Origin of the sequence: Pseudomonas sp. PvP100 (assembly GCF_017833055.1) — a bacterium.
Taxonomy (GTDB): Bacteria; Pseudomonadota; Gammaproteobacteria; order Pseudomonadales; family Pseudomonadaceae; genus Aquipseudomonas; species Aquipseudomonas syringae.
Genome location: NZ_JAFIBO010000001.1, coordinates 5,355,437 through 5,374,123 on the forward strand (window position 1 = coordinate 5,355,437; position 18,687 = coordinate 5,374,123).

The following is an 18,687-nucleotide window of genomic DNA, read 5'->3' on the forward strand; positions in this document are numbered from 1 at the left end:
TAAACAAGAGCCTGAAATGACTGACTATAAAGCCACGCTAAACCTTCCGGACACCGCCTTCCCTATGAAGGCCGGCCTGCCCCAGCGCGAGCCGCAAACTCTGCAGCGCTGGGACAGCATTGGCCTGTACCAGAAGCTGCGCGAGATTGGCAAGGATCGTCCCAAGTTCGTCCTGCACGACGGTCCTCCGTACGCCAACGGCAATATTCACATCGGTCATGCGGTCAACAAGATTCTCAAGGACATGATCCTGCGTTCCAAGACCCTGGCGGGCTTCGATGCCCCGTATGTGCCGGGTTGGGATTGCCATGGTCTGCCGATCGAGCACAAGGTCGAAGTGACCCACGGCAAGAACCTCTCCGCAGACCGTACGCGTGAGCTGTGCCGCGCTTATGCGTCCGAGCAGATCGAAGGCCAGAAGTCCGAATTCATCCGTCTGGGCGTGCTGGGCGACTGGAGCAATCCGTACCTGACCATGAACTTCGCCAACGAAGCCGGAGAAATCCGCGCGCTGGCCGAGATGGTCAAGGGCGGTTTCGTCTTCAAGGGCCTAAAACCGGTCAACTGGTGTTTCGATTGCGGCTCGGCACTGGCTGAAGCCGAAGTCGAGTATCAGGACAAGAAGTCCTCGACCATCGACGTTGCGTTCCCGATCGCTGACGAAGCGAAACTGGCCGCCGCTTTCGGCGTGCCGTCGCTGGGCAAGCCTGCGTCCATCGTGATCTGGACTACCACACCGTGGACGATCCCGGCCAACCAGGCGCTGAATGTCCATCCGGAATTCGAATACGCACTGGTCCATGTCGGCGACAAACTGCTGGTGCTGGCTGCCGAACTGGTCGAAAGCTGCCTGGCCCGTTACAAGCTGGAAGGTACCGTCATCGCGACCACCACCGGTCAGGCGCTTGAGCTGATCAACTTCCGCCATCCGTTCTACGACCGCCTGTCGCCAGTCTACCTGGCTGACTACGTCGAGCTGAGTGCCGGCACGGGTATCGTTCACTGCTCGCCTGCCTATGGCGTAGACGACTTCAATATCTGCAAACAATATGGCCTGACCAACGACGACATCATCAGCCCGGTGCAGAGCAACGGTGTGTACGTCGAGTCGCTGGAGTTCTTCGGTGGCCAGTTCGTCTTCAAGGCCAACCAGAACATCATCGACAAGCTGGTCGAAGTCGGCAGCCTGATGGACACCGAAACCATCAGCCACAGCTACATGCACTGCTGGCGCCACAAGTCGCCCTTGATCTACCGCGCGACCGCGCAGTGGTTCGTGGGCATGGACAAGCAGCCTGAGAGCGGCGACACCCTGCGCAAGCGTGCGGTCAAGGCCATCGAAGACACTGAATTCGTTCCGGCATGGGGGCAGGCGCGCCTGCACTCGATGATCGCCAACCGTCCTGACTGGTGCATCTCGCGTCAGCGCAACTGGGGCGTGCCGATTCCGTTCTTCCTGCACAAGGAAAGCGGCGACCTGCACCCACGTACCGTCGAGCTGATGGAAGAAGTGGCGCAGCGTGTCGAGAAAGAGGGCATCGAGGCCTGGTTCAAACTCGACGCCAGCGAGTTGCTCGGTGACGAAGCCGGCAAGTACGACAAGATCTCCGACACCCTGGACGTCTGGTTCGATTCGGGCACCACGCACTGGCATGTGCTGCGCGGTTCGCACCCGATGGGCCATGAAAGCGGTCCGCGTGCCGACCTGTACCTTGAAGGCTCGGACCAGCATCGCGGCTGGTTCCACTCCTCACTGCTGACCGGCTGCATGCTGGACGATCACGCACCGTATCGCGAGCTGCTGACCCACGGGTTCGTGGTCGACGAGAACGGCCGCAAGATGTCCAAATCGCTGAACAACGTGGTAGCGCCGCAGAAGGTCAACGATTCGCTGGGTGCCGACATCATGCGCCTGTGGGTATCGGCGACCGATTATTCCGGCGAGATGGCGGTGTCCGACCAGATCCTGCAGCGCAGCGCCGACGCCTACCGTCGTATCCGCAACACTGCACGCTTCCTGCTCTCCAACCTGACAGGCTTCAACCCGGCGACCGACATCCTGCCCGCCGAGGAAATGCTCGCGCTGGACCGTTGGGCCGTGGATCGTACGCTGCTGCTGCAACGCGAGCTGCAAGAGCATTACGGCGAATACCGTTTCTGGAACGTGTACTCGAAGATCCATAACTTCTGCGTGCAGGAGCTGGGTGGTTTCTACCTCGACATCATCAAGGATCGTCAGTACACCACGGCGGCCAACAGCACTGCGCGTCGTTCGTGCCAGACGGCACTGTTCCACATCTCCGAAGCGCTGGTGCGCTGGATCGCGCCGATCCTGGCGTTCACCGCCGACGAGCTGTGGCAGTTCCTGCCCGGCGAGCGCAATGAATCGGTGATGCTCAACACCTGGTACGAAGGCCTGACCGAAATGCCGGCCGACTTCGACATGGATCGCGCCTACTGGGAGCGGATCATGGCGGTGAAGACCTCGGTCAACAAGGAAATGGAAAACCTGCGCGCTGCCAAGGCCATTGGCGGCAACCTGCAGGCCGAAGTGACCCTGTATGCCGAGGAGTCGCTGGTGGCTGACCTGTCGAAGCTGAGCAACGAGCTGCGCTTCGTGCTGATCACCTCGACAGCCAGTGTGGCACCGTTCGCATCCGCGCCAGCCGATGCCGTGGTCACCGAAGTTGCCGGTCTGAAGCTGAAAGTGCTCAAGTCCAGTCACGCCAAGTGCGCCCGTTGCTGGCATCACCGCGAGGATGTAGGGGTGAATCCCGAGCATCCGGAAATCTGCGGCCGTTGCGTAGACAACATCAGCGGTGCAGGCGAGGTCCGTCACTATGCCTAACGCCTCGTTCGGCCGCCTGGCCTGGCTGTGGTTGAGCGTGCTGGTTCTGGTCATTGACCAGGCCAGCAAGTATTACTTCGAGAACGCGTTGACCCTGTACCAGCAGATCATCGTGATTCCCGACCTGTTCAGCTGGACCCTGGCCTACAACACCGGTGCCGCCTTCAGTTTTCTGGCTGACGGTGCAGGTTGGCAGCGCTGGTTGTTCGCCCTGATCGCAGTGGTGGTCAGCGCTGTGCTGGTCGTCTGGCTCAAGCGTCTGGGGCGTGACGACACGTGGCTGGCCGTTGCACTGGCGCTGGTATTGGGCGGCGCATTGGGCAACCTCTACGACCGTATCGTGTTGGGCCACGTGATCGACTTCATTCTGGTTCACTGGCAGAACCGCTGGTACTTCCCGGCGTTCAACGTTGCCGACAGTGCGATCACCGTCGGCGCAATCATGCTGGCGCTGGACATGTTCAAGAGCAAGAAAACCGGAGAGACCGTCAATGACTGAGCAATCTTCGACTCAAGGCTCGTCTGACGAGCTGCGCATCGGTCAGAATACGCAGGTCACTCTGCACTTCGCCCTGCGTCTGGAAAACGGCGATACCGTCGACAGCACCTTCGAAAAGGCTCCGGCCACGTTCAAGGTCGGTGACGGCAACCTGCTGCCCGGCTTTGAAATGGCGATTTTCGGTTTCAAGGCGGGCGATAAAAAGACCGTCGAGATTCTGCCGGAAAACGCCTTTGGTCAGCCCAACCCACAAAACGTGCAGATCATGCCACGCTCGCAGTTCGTGGGCATGGAACTGTCCGAAGGGTTGCTGGTGATCTTCAATGACGCCGCCAATACCGAGTTGCCCGGCGTGGTGAAAGCGTTCGATGACGAGCAGGTCACCATCGACTTCAATCACCCGCTGGCAGGCAAGACTCTGAGCTTTGAAGTGGAAATCTTCGAAGTGAAGGCGATTCTGGCTTCCTGACCTTCGCCGTCAAGCCCGGCCCAGGCCGGGCTACCCCGTACCAATCATGAGGCACCGCATGCAAATCAAACTCGCCAACCCCCGCGGCTTTTGTGCCGGAGTGGACCGCGCGATCGAAATCGTCAATCGCGCTCTGGAAGTGTTTGGTCCGCCGATTTATGTGCGCCATGAAGTCGTTCACAACAAATTTGTCGTCGAAGACCTGCGCTCTCGCGGTGCGATCTTCGTTGAAGAGCTGGATCAGGTGCCGGATGACGTCATCGTTATCTTCAGCGCCCACGGTGTTTCCCAGGCTGTGCGTACCGAGGCGGCAGGCCGTGGTCTGAAAGTGTTCGATGCTACCTGTCCGCTGGTGACCAAGGTGCATATCGAGGTCGCCCGTTACAGCCGCGATGGACGCGAGTGCATCCTGATCGGCCACGCCGGTCACCCGGAAGTCGAAGGCACCATGGGCCAGTACGACGCCGCCAACGGCGGTGCGATCTATCTGGTCGAGGACGAAGAGGATGTTGCCAGCCTGCAGGTGCGCAACCCTGAAGCCCTGGCCTTCGTCACCCAGACCACCTTGTCCATGGATGACACCAGCCGGGTGATCGATGCCTTGCGCACGCGCTTCCCGGCCATTGGCGGGCCGCGCAAGGACGACATCTGCTACGCCACGCAAAACCGTCAGGACGCAGTCAAGCAACTGGCCGATGAGTGCGATGTGGTGTTGGTGGTGGGCAGCCCGAACAGCTCCAACTCCAATCGCTTGCGTGAGCTGGCCGAGCGCATGGCGACTCCGGCGTACCTCATCGACGGCGCCGAAGACATGCAACAAGGCTGGTTCGACGGGGTAGAGCGTATCGGCATCACTGCGGGCGCTTCGGCCCCCGAAGTGCTGGTGCGTGGCGTGATCCAGCAATTGCAGGCCTGGGGCGCGACCGGTGCTGATGAGCTTGCCGGCCGCGAGGAGAACATCACCTTCTCGATGCCCAAGGAATTGCGCGTCAAGTCGCTGCTCTGAGGCTATTCAGCCACACAGCGCTGCATCGATTTTCGTGTCCTCGACCCTCACGCGCCCGGCCGGTGCGACTATCACTCGATAGTTGCTCACCGGCTGATCTGCGGCACATACGTGCAACGTCCTGGCGGTCCTGCGCCGCAACGTGCCCAAACCATTGAAACTGATCTCCTCCACACGCTTGCGGTTATCGACCACTCGCGCTGTGCCGCTATTGGCGCGTTCTATCAGCACCGGATCGTTTTCGTCGGGACCTTTGCCATCCGCGTCGAGTATGATCCGCCAGCCGTTGCTCCAGTCGTTCTCGATGGCATGAAGCGTAACGATCTGATTGCGTGTGATTGCGGCCGCTCTCGCCGAGCGAATGCCGCTGGCCAGCTCCCGGGCGGTTGCAAGGCCGCGGCTGGAATCGATGAGTTCCTTGAAAGAAGGGGTTGCTACGTTAGCCAGGATGGCCACCAGTGCAACGACGATCAATAATTCGATCAGTGTGAATCCTGCATGCTTCATATGCTTTCCTCCCTGGAAACCGCCGTTTCAACACACTGCGGGCGTTCGTCGTCGCAAAACAACCGTACGTCCCGCTATGGATTTTCCAGCGGCGTTGCTGCCTTATAGTCGTAACGTCTAGGAGACACTCAATGCGTCATATAGCCAAGGGATTCAGCCTGATCGAATTGTTAGTCACTGTGTCCCTGGTGGGCATCCTGGCGGCTATCGCTATCCCGAATTTCACCAGCTCCATCCAGAGCAACAAGGCCGATACCGAGCTCAGCGATTTGCAGCGGGCGCTCAACTATGCGCGACTCGAGGCGATAAACAGGGGAGTGGCGGTGCGTATAGCGCCGACCAGCGGGACGGCGTGGACCAACGAATTGCAGGTGTATCTGGTTTCCGATACTCAGGCGACACCCACGGCGTTGCGAAAAGTAGCCGCCATGAGCAGCGGTGCCACGCTGGTGGCCGATAACAATGCCACGGCAATTGATTTCAACAACCTGGGCGCGCTCATTGCCCCGGCTGCGGCGGTGACCATGAGCTACACCCGAGGCACTATTATCAAGACCATAAAGGTCTGTCTGACCGGTCGGATCACCCTGGGTGGAGGCTGCTGATGGCTGGTGAAACCCGATATCGCCAGACCGGCATGACCTTGATCGAGGTGCTGGTCTCGGTATTGATTCTGGCCATCGGCCTGCTGGGCGCTGCGGCTATTCAGCTCAACGCGCTCAAGTACACCGACAGCTCAGCGATGACCAGCCAGGCGAGCTTCATTGCCTACGACATGATGGATCGTATCCGCGCCAATGTTGATGGTAATGCCAGTGCCAATGGGTCGACCAATGTACTGGCGACTTATGCCTTGGCGAATCTGGATGCGGCACCTGCGGCCAACCCGAACGATGCCAGAGCGCAGGATCTGTCTGATTTCAGAAGCAACATCATCAACTTTGCAGGCCAGAGCGGCACGGGCAGCATCACTGTCAGTAATGCTCCGGAAGTGACCATCATCATTGGCTGGAGCGATAACCGCGCTGCGGGTGCGAGCAATCAGGCAACAGGGAGCCCTGCGGCAACTCCGGTACCTCGGAGCTTTCAACTGGTCTCCCGGATCGGGGTCAACCCATGAGAAAGCTTTCCAGAGGCTTCGGCCTGGTCGAAATCATGGTGGCGCTGGTCCTGGGGCTGGTGGTCAGCCTAGGTATCGTGCAGATATTCACGGCGGCCAGAGGCACCTACCAAAGCCAGAATGCCGCAGCGCGGATGCAGGAGGATGCGCGTTTCCTGCTGAGCAAGCTGATGCAGGAAATCAGGATGACCGGCATGTATGGCTGCCTGAGCTTCAGTAACTACACGCCTGTATCTCCTGCTATCCCGTGGCCGATCGCACTGGATACTCCAATTCTCTGGGATAATCCGAGCAGGACGCTGACGCTGGTGACCGCCGACGTGGGTACCACAGGCAGTTCGCCCACCTGGACCATTGTTTCAAACTGTCAGACTACGACACAGCTCTACGCCAATGCTCGAACGCCGGCTACGGGGGAGACGGCCTTTCCGTTGCGGCAGTTGGTCTACACGCTCAGCGGAACAGACTTGACCATAAAATATGGCACGGACGGCACTCCGCAGCCGCTGTTGCAGAACGTCGCGGACTTCAGTGTTTCTTTCGGCATGACGGGTAATCCGATGTCCTATACCACGGCTGTTACCAAGGCCAACGCCGACGCTGTACGCAGTGTGCGTATCAGCCTGACGCTGCAGGATGGACAGAACGGCATCGTCAAGCCTCAGCAGTACAACGTTGTTGCTTACCTGCGTAACCGCTTTTGAACGGGCCTGGCATGAACAAGATCGTGCGATTCAATTCGATACAGACTTTCCCTGCGCGACAGCGCGGCATGGTGTTGCTGGTCAGTCTGGTATTTCTGCTGCTGCTGACGCTGCTGGGTATCTCTTCCATGCAGAACGCTACGCTGCAGGAAAAGATGGCGGGCAGTGTCGTGGTTCGTAATGTGTCGTTTCAGGCAGCCGAGGCACAGTTGCGTCTGGGCGAGTCTAAGATCATGGAGTCCGGGTTTTCAATGGTTCCCTGTACGCCACCGGCTGCCTGCGCCCCGCCGTCGGATTCAACGACCGTAGTCAGGCCGGGATTGGGCACTTCCGGAGTGACCTGGATCGGGACTGCCAATGCGTTGTTCGGCATCCAGAATCTGGGTACAACGCCTACGCCCATAAAACGTCCTGCAAATTGCACGGGCTCGGTAACGATGTATCGGGTAACAGCCATCGCCATTCAAGGCACCTCACGAACAGTGCTGGAGAGTATTTATGCCAACTGCTAAGGCGCTTCGTGGTGGCTTGAAATACCTCTATGGCGCGCTGTTGGCGTTTTATCTGGCAAGCCCCGTTTATGCCTTCACGCCAGCGCAAGTGCCCTTGTTGAGCTCTCCGGCGGTGCCGCCCAACCTTATGTTGCTCGTCGACAACTCGGGCAGTATGTACAACATCATCTGGGATTCGGGGTTTGATGCCTCGGTCAATCGTCCTAACATCAGCTACTACTCGACTCAGTGTCTCAGTGGCGTAATCACTGTTGTATGCCCGTTCATAACGACGCTTTCGGATGACGATACTCTGTCGGTGGGCGATATTAATGCCTACAGTATTTTCACCCTGTCACTGATGTGTCCATTTGGCGGGCGTCCGGTTTTTCGCAATAACACTCAGTATTGCCTTAACCTGCCCGATCCGGCCGGGAACGGGCTGACGCGATATACCGCTGATTACCTGTCCTACCTCATTGATCTGGTCCCTCCTAATTTCTTTGGTGTACGCGACTACACCAATGGCGTGATCCCCAACGATTACCGAATGAACGTCGCGAAAACCGTGGCGACCAATCTGGTGACCAACAACACCTCGCTCAGAATCGGTCTTGCCACGTTCAATGATCCAAACAATTTTGATTTAGGGCCCGGAGGCAAGATAGCCAGGGTTGTTTCGGACCTGTCGCCGGTAGCGATCAGTACCTATCAACCTACGGGTGTCTCTCAACAGAAGGCTACTCAAAACATCACCGACCTCAAAACAGCTATCAGCAACCTGACGCCGTCAGCCAACACTCCGCTGGCTGAAACTTACTATGAGATCACCCGCTACTTTCGGGGAATGACGCCGTTCTATCAAAGCGGATCGACCTATGTGAGCCCGATCCAGTACCGCTGCCAGAAAAACTACGGTGTCGTTATAACCGATGGCTTGCCGACCTATGACCGGACGTTCCCGACCAACGACCCTGACGATGTTCTGGACACCACTCGCTCGCTACCCAACTGGGATTTGAACGCAGCCAATGACGGTGCCAACCTGTCTGGCGATGGTGAGGGAGATACGCTGTATCTGGACGATCTTGCCAAGTTCGCCTATGACATTGACCTGCGCCGGGATGCCGTGACGACGGGTGGCGATCTGACTGGCAAAAGCTGGGATACCGCAGGTTTCGTGAAACAGAACATGAGTACCTACACCATCGGCTTTACCGCATCGAACCAGATGTTGAACGATGCTGCCAACGATACCCACGGGCACGGCAAATACTTTCAGGCCAACGACAGTTCGGGGCTCAGCTCGGCGCTGGATCTCGCATTGAGCGACATCTACGCCAAGGTCGGCTCTGGCGCAGGCGGCGCGGCAAACTCATCGACGCTTCAGACGGGTACTCAGTTCTACCAGACGCTTTACGATCCTACCGATTGGCACGGCACTATCAAAGCCTTCAATCTGGATCAGATAACAGGTGCCTTGAGCGCGCCTGTCTGGACGACTGACACGGCTATCGTCACTGGCTCGACGCCGCCGGTATTCGAGTCGTGGAGCACGCTTTCCACTCCGACGAAGATTCCCTTGGAGTATGCCAACTTTAGCCCTGCTCAACAGACTGCGCTGAATGCGACGTTGCCAACCAATGCCACCGGGGCAGAGCTTATTGCCTGGGCCAAGGGCACCGCCAATGCGAAGTTTCGGGCACGCCCCCGGCTGCTGGGCGATATCGTCAACTCTTCGCTTGGTATTGCACTCCCTTCACAGAAGACCGCCTCTGACCTGACGGGTGACACCACCTACACCACGTATCTGGCCACAAAGGCAAACAGCATGACCCCCAGCATTCTGGCCAATGCCAATGACGGCTTTTTCAACGTCATCAATACCAGTGATGGTTCAAGACGATACGCATACATGCCATCCACTGCGCTGACTTCGCTGGCTACCATTGCATCGGCCAATTACGGATCCGGCGTACACAAGTTCACCGTGGATGGGCAGATTGCGGTGTTCGATACGCAGTTGTCAGCCGGTTCAGCGTGGCGCACCGTCGCTTATGGCGGTACCGGGTCGGGCGGCAAAGCGTTCTTCGCCATCAAGCTATTCGAGGGTACGAGTAACACCGTCAGCGCGTTATGGGAGGTCAAGGCACCTGACACGTCCAATGCCAACAACAAATTCAACAACCTTGGATACGCCTATTCCAAACCGGATGTTGCGCGGATGGCGGATGGTACCGGGATTGTGGTGGTCGGGAACGGTTACGGCAGTTTTACCGGCAGGGCGTCGCTCTATGTGCTGAATGCCAATACCGGGGCGTTCATTGCCGAGATCCAGACGCCGTTGCTTAACAACGAAACCGATAACGGGCTTTCTTCGGTCAAATTGCGTGTCAACGCTCAAAACGTGGTTCAGGCTGCCTACGCTGGCGACCTGAAAGGTCGGCTCTGGAAGTTCGACATGAGTGGCGCCACCGCCGCCAGCTGGAAAGTGGCTTTTGGCGGCGCGCCTTTGTTCACGGCACCGCGCGGCGCCAACCAACCGATAACGGTTCAGCCTTTTGTGCTCGATCATCCACTTAACGGCAAGATCGTTTATTTCGGAACGGGCAAGTTCATCGAAGTCGCAGACAAGCAGACAACTGCTCTTCAGGATTTTTACGCGATATGGGATGCCGACTCCGGGGCGGGCAGTACCGTCGAGGCGAACCTGCAGGCGCAGGCGGTCAATGGCAGCGTCGTCAGTAACGGAACCACCTATTTCACGTCGACAACCAACGATGTGGACTGGTCAGTCAAGAAAGGCTGGTACATGCCGCTCTCGGCCGTGACGCCCTACCTGGGCGAGCGGATCATTTACCCCGCGCAGACCAGCCATGGGCGGATCATCTTCTCGACAGCCTCCGTGAACTCCGCCGACCCTTGTGAGAGCACCGGCACCGGTCGTGTATTCGAGCTCAATGCCGCGACTGGCAGCATGCTTAACTATCAGGTACTCGATACCAACGGCGATAGCGCTATCAACAGATCAGACCTGCTTGTCGCGGGACTGGGGTACACCGGCATCCCGGTCGTCTCGGCTATTGTCGCGGGTACGAGAGACGGCAACGAGGTGAAGATCGTCAATAACTCCACCGGCGCCCCGCCTGATGGCCTGCCGGAAAAGGGCGGGATTGGCAACCAACGCATCATGTGGCGACAAATCCAATAGGGAAACGAATCATGCGAGCGACATCCAGGGGCTTTACGTTGATCGAACTCATGATCGTCGTGGCGATTGTCGGTATTCTGGCCGCCATCGCGTATCCCAGTTACACCGAGTACGTGAAACGTACTCAGCGTTCGGCGATTGCCAGTCTGCTGTCCGAGCAGACCCAGGCGCTGGAGCGGTTTTATTCACGAACGGCCCCTCAGCCCACTTACATGGGGGCCACCGTGAGCTTAGGCAATACGTACTACAAGATAACGCCAACCCTTAACGCTACCGACTTCACCCTGACAGCTGACCCTATCGGAGGCACGCTGATGGCTGGCGACAAGTGTGGCAGTTTCGTGATCACTAGCACCGGGGCGCGTACCAACACTGGCGCAACCAGCGGTGTCACTGTCAAAGACTGCTGGGGCCGCTAAACCGTTTCCTTGTCACGAGACCAAGATGTCCAAGCAAAAAATAGTCATTGTCGGCGGTGGCGTCATAGGTCTGTTGACCGCCTTCAATCTGGCGTCCGAGCAGGTCAGCGTCGTGCTGCTGGATCGTTCGGGCGTTGGCCAGGAATCTTCCTGGGCGGGCGGCGGGATTGTTTCGCCGCTTTACCCGTGGCGCTACAGCCCGGCGGTCACCGCGCTGGCGCACTGGTCGCAGGACTTCTACCCGCACCTCGCCGAGCGTTTGTTGGCTCAGACCGGTATCGACCCTGAAGTACACAGGACCGGCCTATACTGGCTCGATCTTGATGACGAGCAGCCTGCGCTTGAGTGGGCGGTCCGTGAAAAACGCTCGTTGAACCGCGTGGATATCTCGGCGGTGAATGATGCCGTGCCGGTGCTGGGTGAGGGCTATTCGCGGGCGATCTACATGGCCGATGTGGCCAACGTACGCAATCCCCGCCTGGTCAAATCGCTCAAGGCGGCCTTGCTGGCAATGCCCAATGTCGAGATTCGCGAGCAGTGTGAAGTCAGCGGCTTTACCCGTGAAGGCAGCAGGATTTCGGGTGTGCAGACACCTGCCGGGGATATCACCGGTGATCAGGTGATTCTGGCGGCGGGTGCGTGGAGCGGCGAGTTGCTCAAGACCCTGGGGCTGGAGCTGCCGGTCGAGCCGGTAAAGGGCCAGATGATTCTCTACAAGTGTGCATCGGACTTTCTGTCGAGCATGGTGCTGGCGAAAGGGCGCTACGCTATCCCGCGTCGTGACGGGCATATCCTGATCGGCAGTACTCTTGAGCACGAAGGTTTCGATAAAACCACCACGCAGGCCGCATTGGAAAGTTTGAAGGCATCGGCCGTCGAATTGCTTCCGCCATTGGCCCATGCCGAGCCGGTCGCCCAATGGGCAGGCCTTCGCCCTGGCTCGCCCGAGGGCATCCCCTTTATCGGACCTTTGGAAGGTTTTGACGGCCTGTGGCTCAACTGCGGGCATTACCGCAATGGCCTGGTGTTGGCGCCGGCGTCCTGCCAGTTGATTACTGACCTGCTGTTGGAGCGCGAGCCGATCATCGATCCGGCACCCTACGCGCCGGCGGGGCACCTCGCAGGCTAGTCATCCTGTCGGTCACGCGGAGCGTGGGGCGCGACGATGTTCTCGCGCGCACCTATCGTTCCGCACGCTCTAGTGGAATGCCTTTCGTGACGCTCTGCGTCGCACGGTTTTTGCCGCGCAACGCATTCAATCCAGGCCCAGCTTCTTCAGGCGATAGCGCAGTGACCTGAACGACAAGCTGAGCCTTTCTGCTGCGGCGGTGCGGTTCCAGCGGGTTTCTTCCAGAGCCTGCAGAATGAGCTGGCGTTCGACGCTTTCCAGGTAGTCTTCAAGGTTGTCGATGTCGGCCAGGCTCGGGCCGTCGCTCTCCTGAGGGCTGGCTGACTCTGTCAGGCGCAGGTCGCTGGCGTGGATTTCGTCGTTCTCGCACAGCGTGTAAGCGCGCTCCAGCATGTTTTCCAGTTCGCGCACGTTACCGGGGAAGCGGTAGCTCTTCAGCGTTTCCAGCGCCTGCGCGTTCAGGCGCGCGACGGGTTGTGCGCCGTTCCCGGCAAGGCGCTTGAGCACGCTGGCTGCCAGTTGGTCGATATCCTCACGCCGCTCGCGCAACGAGGGCACGCGTACTTCGATCACGTTCAATCGGTAATACAGATCCTGCCGGAACCGACCTGCCGCGACCTCTGCATTCAGGTTCTTGTGGGTGGCGCACAGAATGCGCACGTCGACGATCTGCTCTTGCTGGCCGCCGACGCTGCGAATGGATTTTTCCTGGATGGCGCGCAGCAGTTTGACCTGCATGGCCAGCGGCAGGTCGGCGACCTCATCGAGAAACAGCGTGCCGGTGTGCGCCGCTTGAAACAGACCGGGCTTGTCTTCGTGGGCACCGCTGAAACTGCCTTTGCGATGACCGAAGAATTCGCTTTCCATGAGTTCGGAAGGGATGGCGCCGCAATTCACCGGGATGAAAGGTTTGTCGATGCGCGGGCCCTGCTCGTGGATCAGACGCGCTACAAGCTCCTTGCCGCTGCCCGACTCGCCGCTGATGTAGATCGGCGCCTGGCTGCGGGCCAGCTTGCCGATCTGATTACGCAAGGTACGCATTGCCAGCGAGTCGCCCAGCAGTCGGTTGTCGATGCTTCGCGTGGGTGGTGCGCCGGGCAGGCTCAGCGCGCTATTGACCAGCTCGCGCAGCCTGCCGAGGTCGACCGGCTTGGTCACAAAATCGAAAGCCCCGGCCTTCAGCGCGTTGATCGCGGTATCCACATTGCCGTGTGCAGTGATCATCGCCACCGGCACGTGGGGGTAGCCGTGCTGTATGTGTTGCACCAGCTCAAGGCCATTACCATCAGGCAGACGCATGTCGGTCAGGCACATGTCGAACGGTTCGCGGGCCAGCCAGTCATGGGCTTCGGCAACGTTACGTGCACTGCGGGTGTCGAGTTTCATGCGTCCCAGCGTGATCTCCAGGAGTTCGCGGATATCCGGCTCATCATCGACTATCAGGATTTTTTGCCGTTGGCTCATGCTCAGCTCGTCTTGAACGGGTGGGCGAAGGTAATGCGCAGGCAGCTGCCACCCGTGGGGCGGGGCGCATATTCCAGATGCGCCTGATTGCTTTCGCACAGTTCACGTGACAGATATAGACCAAGGCCGGTGCCTTTGCTTTCTGTGGTGAAAAACGGTTCGAAGATCTTGCTCAGGTGTTGCTCGCTGACCCCCGGCCCATCGTCCAGCACTTCCAGCGTAGGCAAATCGCTTCTCGGTTCATTGTGCAGTTTCAGCCAGACCTGCGCTGACGGATGATTCTTGCCGCTGTAGCGCAGGCCGTTCTGCACCAGGTTGGTCATGATCTGCGTCAACTGTCCAGAATCCATGCGGGTTGTCAGCGTGCCGAGGCTGATGTCGACATGAATCGCCTGATTGGGCGCTGTGGAGCTGCGAAATTCAGCGACAAAGTGTTCCAGCCAGGTTTTCAGATCGAGCAGTTCGGGTTGCGCCTCGCGTCTGCGCGACAGCTGCAGGACATTTTCGATGACCCGATCAATGCGCCCCGACTGCTCATGAATGATCTGCCCCAGGCGTCGATCCGCTGCACTGAGCTCTTCCGATTCATTAAGCAGTTGAGCCGCATGACTGACGGCGCCCAGCGGGTTGCGTATCTCATGGGCAATCCCGGCGGTCAGGCGTCCCAGTGCGGCGAGCTTGAGCTGCTGCGCCTGATGGGCGATCTGCGACAGGTCTTCGAGAAAAACCAGCGTCTGACGCTGATCGCCACGGTTGAGTGTGGCAAAGCTCGGTTGCAGTACCAGCCCGACGGGGGCGGTGGTGATACTGCGCGGCACCATGATCGGATTGACGAGCCACTGGCGCAGGCGTTCAACCAGCTGCGGCGAGCAGGTGTCGATCATCTGGCCGACCAGTTGCTCCTGGCTCAGCAGGTGCAAGGCACTCTGGTTGGCCAGCAGCACCTGGTGATTGGCGTCCAGCACTAGAATGCCGGTACGCATGCGCTGCAAAATGAGTGCGTTGAGTGCTTCGAGGCTGTCGACATCCGCTGCGCGCTGTTCGGCCAGTACCTCGCTGACCTGCATGCGCGCTGTCAGCGCCTGCACCAGCAGGGCGGCGGCGAAGCATAAGGCGCCCAGCGAGCCAGCCTGCACGTAGTCGTTGGAGACCGAGGGTGTGCCGAAGCTGATATAGAACGTCAGGTAGATGATGCCGATGGCCGAAACCGCAGCGATCAACAAGCCGATACGGCCGCGCAGCAACACGTTGCTGATCGCCACCGAGGCAATCAACAGGTTGCCGATACCGCTTGAAGGCCCGCCCGCTGCATAGAACAGCGCGGAGAGCATGATCGCGTCAGTCATCGCCAGGCCGAAAAACTGTGCCTGACGGCTGGGGCGTTCCAGCAGCACGACGACCAGAATGTTGAACACCAGATACAGCCAGCAGCCCGAGCGGAACAGGTTCGGGTTGGCCAGTTGCAGCAGCTCGGTTTCCAGGCTGCTGGAAATCAACAGCACCAGTACGACGCCGATGGTCAGTCGATAAAGGTGGTACAGCCGCAGAATCCGCTGTGCCTGCGGGCTGACAAGGGACGGTGAATCAGCGGTCACGTGCCGCAGGGCCTTGCAGCCTGTGTGCCTCGCTGCAATACCATTGCTGTGCCTGGCTCAGTGCACGATCCTGTGGCAGATGCACGCCACATTGCGCGCATCGCACCATGGGTGTCGACGCCAGTTCAGGCGGCTCGGCGCGGGATTTGGGCTTGGGGGGATTGATCAGACGCTTGACGAACCAGACCACCGCCGCGATCAACGCGACCCACATAAGTAAGCGAATCATGACTACCAGCTTAGTGATTGACGATGGCGCAGTGTAGCCAAGCCGCGAGCGGGCGCACAGTGGCAAAATTGATGCACAAAAAAAGAGGCCCGAAGGCCTCTTTTTTCATGCGCTCAGGATCAGTCGAACAGACCCAGGGTCATGTAGCTGAACCACGAACGGCTCTTGGTGCCTTTCGCTTCGGCGTCTTTTGCTGCCTGTTCGTCCAGCTCGGCCTGATTCTCCGGTAGCAGCTCTTTCGGAATGGAGTCCTTGGCGTCCTGGTACTGCTTCTTCATGTCCTGATCGGCGCGGGTCTGGCCCGGTGGCAGCGGTGCGCTGCCGTCGATCAGGCCAAGGGTCGCTTTCGACAGCCATGAGCGGTTATCGGCCTCGGCTTCACGCGGGGTGAATTTGCCGTCAGCCAGTTGCGGGTGGTTCGGGTAGTTGGTCTTCAGCACTTCCAGGCTGGTGGCAGCCAGGTCGTCAAGGTGCAGACGCTGATAAGACTCGACCATCACTGCCAGACCGTCGCCGACCGAAGGCGTCTCCTGGAAGTTTTCCACTACATAGCGGCCGCGGTTAGCAGCGGCGACGTAGGCCTGACGGGTCAGGTAGTAGTCGGCTACGTGGATTTCGTAGGACGCCAGCAGGTTGCGCAGGTAAATCATGCGCTGCTTGGCGTCAGGCGCATAGCGACTGTTCGGAAAGCGGCTGGTCAGCTGGGCGAACTCGTTGAACGAGTCACGGGCAGCACCCGGGTCACGCTTGGTCTGGTCCAGCGGCAGGAAGCGCGCCAGAAGGCCCACGTCCTGGTCGAAGGAGGTCAGGCCCTTCATGTAATACGCGTAGTCGACGTTCGGGTGCTGAGGATGCAGGCGGATGAAACGCTCGGCAGCGGATTTGGCTGCTTCGGGTTCACCATTTTTGTAGTTCGAGTAGATCAACTCGAGCTGAGCCTGATCGGCGTAGCGACCGAACGGATAGCGAGATTCCAGCGCCTTGAGCTTCTCAGTGGCACTGTTATAGCTGTTATTTCCCAGGTCGGCCTGCGCCTGCTGGTACAGCTCGACTTCGCTGAGGTTTTCGTCGATGACTTCCTTCGACGAACAGGCCGCAGTCAATGCGAGGATGGCGATCAGCAGCAGGTGTTTCACTTGCATGGCGGCTTGCGTCCCTATAACGGCCTGCTGTCTTGGGCGGGGCCGTCCTGTTATGATGAGCGCCCCGCGATACCGGCGGGACAAAAGACGCCGTATTTAACCACAAGCGCGCTGCCGAAACCAAAGGCTAGCCGCCACCTAGTCTGGTCATGTCCGAAAATATAGAACTCCGCGCAGAGGTGCCGTCCGAATTGGGCGGTCAACGCCTCGATCAAGTCGCCGCACAATTATTCGCTGAGCACTCGCGCTCGCGCCTTTCCGCCTGGATCAAGGACGGCCGCCTGACTGTGGACGGAGGCGTTCTTCGCCCTCGCGACATCGTGCACGGTGGCGCTGTTCTCGAGCTGATTGCCGAGCAGGAGGCCCAGGGTGAATGGGTCGCTCAGGACATCGAGCTCGACATCATCTATGAAGACGACCAGATCCTCGTCATCAACAAGCCTGCCGGGCTGGTGGTGCATCCGGCCGCCGGTCATGCCGATGGCACGCTGCTCAACGCCTTGCTGCACCATGTGCCGGACATCATCAATGTTCCGCGTGCCGGCATCGTGCACCGTCTGGACAAGGACACCACCGGTCTGATGGTGGTCGCCAAGACCATTCAGGCGCAGACACAGCTGGTTACCCAGTTGCAGAGTCGCAGTGTCAGCCGCATCTACGAGTGCATCGTGATCGGCGTGGTGACCGCAGGCGGCAAGATCGACGCGCCCATCGGCCGTCACGGCCAGCAGCGCCAGCGCATGGCGGTAATGGAAGGCGGTAAGCAGGCGGTCAGTCATTACCGGGTGCTGGAGCGCTTCCGTTCGCACACCCATGTACGGGTCAAGCTGGAAACCGGGCGTACCCACCAGATTCGCGTACATATGGCGCATATCAACTATCCGTTGGTCGGCGACCCGGCCTATGGCGGGCGTTTCCGTATTCCACCAGCGGCCAGCCTGACCATGGTCGATTCGCTCAAGACCTTCCCGCGGCAGGCGTTGCATGCCCGCTTCCTGGAGCTGGATCATCCGACCACCGGTAAGCGCATGAGCTGGGAATCGCCGTTACCGGACGATTTCGTCTGGTTGCTGTCCCTGCTCAAGCAGGATCGCGAGGCGTTCATCGGGTGAATGACTGGCTGATACCTGACTGGCCTGCGCCAGCACAGATCAAGTCCTGCGTTACCACTCGCTCGGGTGGGGTCAGCCTGGCCCCATTCGACAGCTTCAATCTGGGCGATCACGTCGATGACAGCCCGCAGGCCGTGGCGACCAATCGCCAGCGCCTGACCTCCAGTCTCAATGCTCGGCCCGCCTGGTTGAAGCAGGTGCACGGCGTAGACGTCGTACCTGCCGATCCATCCCGCGTTGTTGAAGCCGATGCCAGCTGGACGAGCACGCCTGGCGTGGCCTGCACCATCATGACCGCCGATTGCCTGCCTGCGCTGTTCTGTCGTCGTGACGGTACGCGTGTGGCTGCCGCGCACGCCGGCTGGCGTGGACTGGCGGCCGGGGTGCTGGAAGCGACGGCCAACAGTCTGCAGAGTGCTCCCGAAGACATCATAGTCTGGCTAGGACCGTCTATCGGTCAGCCGTCGTTCGAAGTTGGCCCCGAGGTGCGCGAGGCCTTTACCGCCAGCCACCCGCAGACAGCCGCTGCGTTTGTCGCCAGTTCGAATCCTGATCGTTTCATGGCCGACATCTACGCACTCGCCCGATTACGACTGGCAGCCCAAGGTATCTCTGCCGTGTACGGCGGCGGGCTGGATACCTTCACCGACCCGCGCTTCTTTTCCTACCGCCGCGCCGCGCGCACTGGCCGCTTTGCTTCGCTGATCTGGATCGAACACGCCTGATTGCCGGGCTGTTTTGC

18 protein-coding genes are annotated in these 18,687 nt (G+C 59.4%); 13 read left to right on the top strand and 5 right to left on the bottom strand.

The window, feature by feature from the left end; translation table 11 throughout:
- Positions 1 to 16: 16 nt before the first annotated feature.
- The 4 genes from ileS to ispH are packed head-to-tail and all read left to right on the top strand — an operon-like array spanning position 17 to position 4,822.
- Entirely contained in the window at positions 17 to 2,848 is a 2,832-nt protein-coding gene (gene ileS / locus JOE39_RS23120; RefSeq protein WP_024664671.1) for an isoleucine--tRNA ligase, read from the top strand.
- Complete coding sequence (lspA, locus tag JOE39_RS23125) at positions 2,841 to 3,347, top strand: signal peptidase II (protein ID WP_003371110.1); 507 nt, start codon at positions 2,841 to 2,843, stop codon at positions 3,345 to 3,347. The genes ileS and lspA overlap by 8 nt, the downstream gene beginning before the upstream one ends.
- On the top strand, positions 3,340 to 3,816 hold the full coding sequence (locus JOE39_RS23130) for a peptidylprolyl isomerase (protein WP_003318786.1): 477 nt from the start codon (positions 3,340 to 3,342) through the stop codon (positions 3,814 to 3,816). Before lspA ends, JOE39_RS23130 begins: the two co-directional genes overlap by 8 nt.
- A gap of 58 nt (positions 3,817 to 3,874) precedes the next feature.
- Positions 3,875 to 4,822 (top strand): 4-hydroxy-3-methylbut-2-enyl diphosphate reductase, encoded by a 948-nt coding sequence (gene ispH / locus JOE39_RS23135; protein ID WP_024664670.1) that lies wholly within the window; start codon positions 3,875 to 3,877, stop codon positions 4,820 to 4,822.
- Between the two features lie 6 nt (positions 4,823 to 4,828).
- Here ispH and JOE39_RS23140 read toward each other — a convergent pair whose 3' ends face one another.
- Positions 4,829 to 5,329 carry a GspH/FimT family pseudopilin gene (locus JOE39_RS23140; RefSeq protein ID WP_003318784.1) on the bottom strand — a complete coding sequence of 167 codons (501 nt, stop codon included), beginning with the start codon at positions 5,327 to 5,329 and terminating at the stop codon, positions 4,829 to 4,831.
- A 131-nt stretch (positions 5,330 to 5,460) separates the two neighbouring features.
- On the opposite strand from JOE39_RS23140, the gene JOE39_RS23145 reads away from it, so the two are divergent.
- The 7 genes from JOE39_RS23145 to thiO are packed head-to-tail and all read left to right on the top strand — an operon-like array spanning position 5,461 to position 12,403.
- Positions 5,461 to 5,934 carry a GspH/FimT family pseudopilin gene (locus tag JOE39_RS23145; RefSeq protein WP_003427815.1) on the top strand — a complete coding sequence of 158 codons (474 nt, stop codon included), beginning with the start codon at positions 5,461 to 5,463 and terminating at the stop codon, positions 5,932 to 5,934.
- Positions 5,934 to 6,449 carry a type IV pilus modification protein PilV gene (gene pilV, locus JOE39_RS23150; protein ID WP_003427813.1) on the top strand — a complete coding sequence of 172 codons (516 nt, stop codon included), beginning with the start codon at positions 5,934 to 5,936 and terminating at the stop codon, positions 6,447 to 6,449. The genes JOE39_RS23145 and pilV overlap by 1 nt, the downstream gene beginning before the upstream one ends.
- On the top strand, positions 6,446 to 7,153 hold the full coding sequence (locus JOE39_RS23155; protein WP_003392826.1) for a prepilin-type N-terminal cleavage/methylation domain-containing protein: 708 nt from the start codon (positions 6,446 to 6,448) through the stop codon (positions 7,151 to 7,153). The genes pilV and JOE39_RS23155 overlap by 4 nt, the downstream gene beginning before the upstream one ends.
- An 11-nt stretch (positions 7,154 to 7,164) precedes the next feature.
- On the top strand, positions 7,165 to 7,665 hold the full coding sequence (locus tag JOE39_RS23160; protein WP_003392823.1) for a PilX N-terminal domain-containing pilus assembly protein: 501 nt from the start codon (positions 7,165 to 7,167) through the stop codon (positions 7,663 to 7,665).
- Positions 7,652 to 10,855, top strand: coding sequence for a PilC/PilY family type IV pilus protein (locus JOE39_RS23165; RefSeq protein ID WP_210078224.1), 3,204 nt, complete (start codon positions 7,652 to 7,654; stop codon positions 10,853 to 10,855). Before JOE39_RS23160 ends, JOE39_RS23165 begins: the two co-directional genes overlap by 14 nt.
- 11 nt (positions 10,856 to 10,866) lie before the next feature.
- Positions 10,867 to 11,274 (top strand): type IV pilin protein, encoded by a 408-nt coding sequence (locus JOE39_RS23170; protein ID WP_003392819.1) that lies wholly within the window; start codon positions 10,867 to 10,869, stop codon positions 11,272 to 11,274.
- Positions 11,275 to 11,299: 25 nt separating this feature from the next.
- Positions 11,300 to 12,403, top strand: coding sequence for a glycine oxidase ThiO (gene thiO / locus JOE39_RS23175; RefSeq protein ID WP_024664668.1), 1,104 nt, complete (start codon positions 11,300 to 11,302; stop codon positions 12,401 to 12,403).
- A gap of 126 nt (positions 12,404 to 12,529) precedes the next feature.
- On the opposite strand, the gene JOE39_RS23180 is transcribed toward thiO, so the two are convergent.
- From JOE39_RS23180 to JOE39_RS23195, 4 genes are all read right to left on the bottom strand, one after another.
- The gene (locus JOE39_RS23180; RefSeq protein WP_003344575.1) at positions 12,530 to 13,867 is read right to left on the bottom strand and encodes a sigma-54 dependent transcriptional regulator; all 1,338 of its coding nucleotides are present in this window, start codon (positions 13,865 to 13,867) and stop codon (positions 12,530 to 12,532) included.
- Between the two features lie 2 nt (positions 13,868 to 13,869).
- Positions 13,870 to 15,462 (bottom strand): ATP-binding protein, encoded by a 1,593-nt coding sequence (locus JOE39_RS23185; RefSeq protein WP_024664667.1) that lies wholly within the window; start codon positions 15,460 to 15,462, stop codon positions 13,870 to 13,872.
- Positions 15,452 to 15,691: a PP0621 family protein gene (locus JOE39_RS23190; RefSeq protein WP_032607804.1), complete on the bottom strand. Its 240-nt coding sequence runs from the start codon at positions 15,689 to 15,691 to the stop codon at positions 15,452 to 15,454. Before JOE39_RS23190 ends, JOE39_RS23185 begins: the two co-directional genes overlap by 11 nt.
- A 119-nt stretch (positions 15,692 to 15,810) precedes the next feature.
- Positions 15,811 to 16,833, bottom strand: a complete 1,023-nt coding sequence (locus JOE39_RS23195; protein ID WP_003344571.1) for an outer membrane protein assembly factor BamD — start codon at positions 16,831 to 16,833, stop codon at positions 15,811 to 15,813.
- A gap of 149 nt (positions 16,834 to 16,982) precedes the next feature.
- On the opposite strand from JOE39_RS23195, the gene rluD reads away from it, so the two are divergent.
- Together rluD and pgeF are read left to right on the top strand one after the other, a co-directional pair.
- The gene (gene rluD, locus JOE39_RS23200; protein ID WP_002551999.1) at positions 16,983 to 17,945 is read left to right on the top strand and encodes a 23S rRNA pseudouridine(1911/1915/1917) synthase RluD; all 963 of its coding nucleotides are present in this window, start codon (positions 16,983 to 16,985) and stop codon (positions 17,943 to 17,945) included.
- Positions 17,942 to 18,670 carry a peptidoglycan editing factor PgeF gene (gene pgeF / locus JOE39_RS23205; RefSeq protein WP_032661019.1) on the top strand — a complete coding sequence of 243 codons (729 nt, stop codon included), beginning with the start codon at positions 17,942 to 17,944 and terminating at the stop codon, positions 18,668 to 18,670. Before rluD ends, pgeF begins: the two co-directional genes overlap by 4 nt.
- The last annotated feature ends 17 nt before the right edge of the window (positions 18,671 to 18,687 follow it).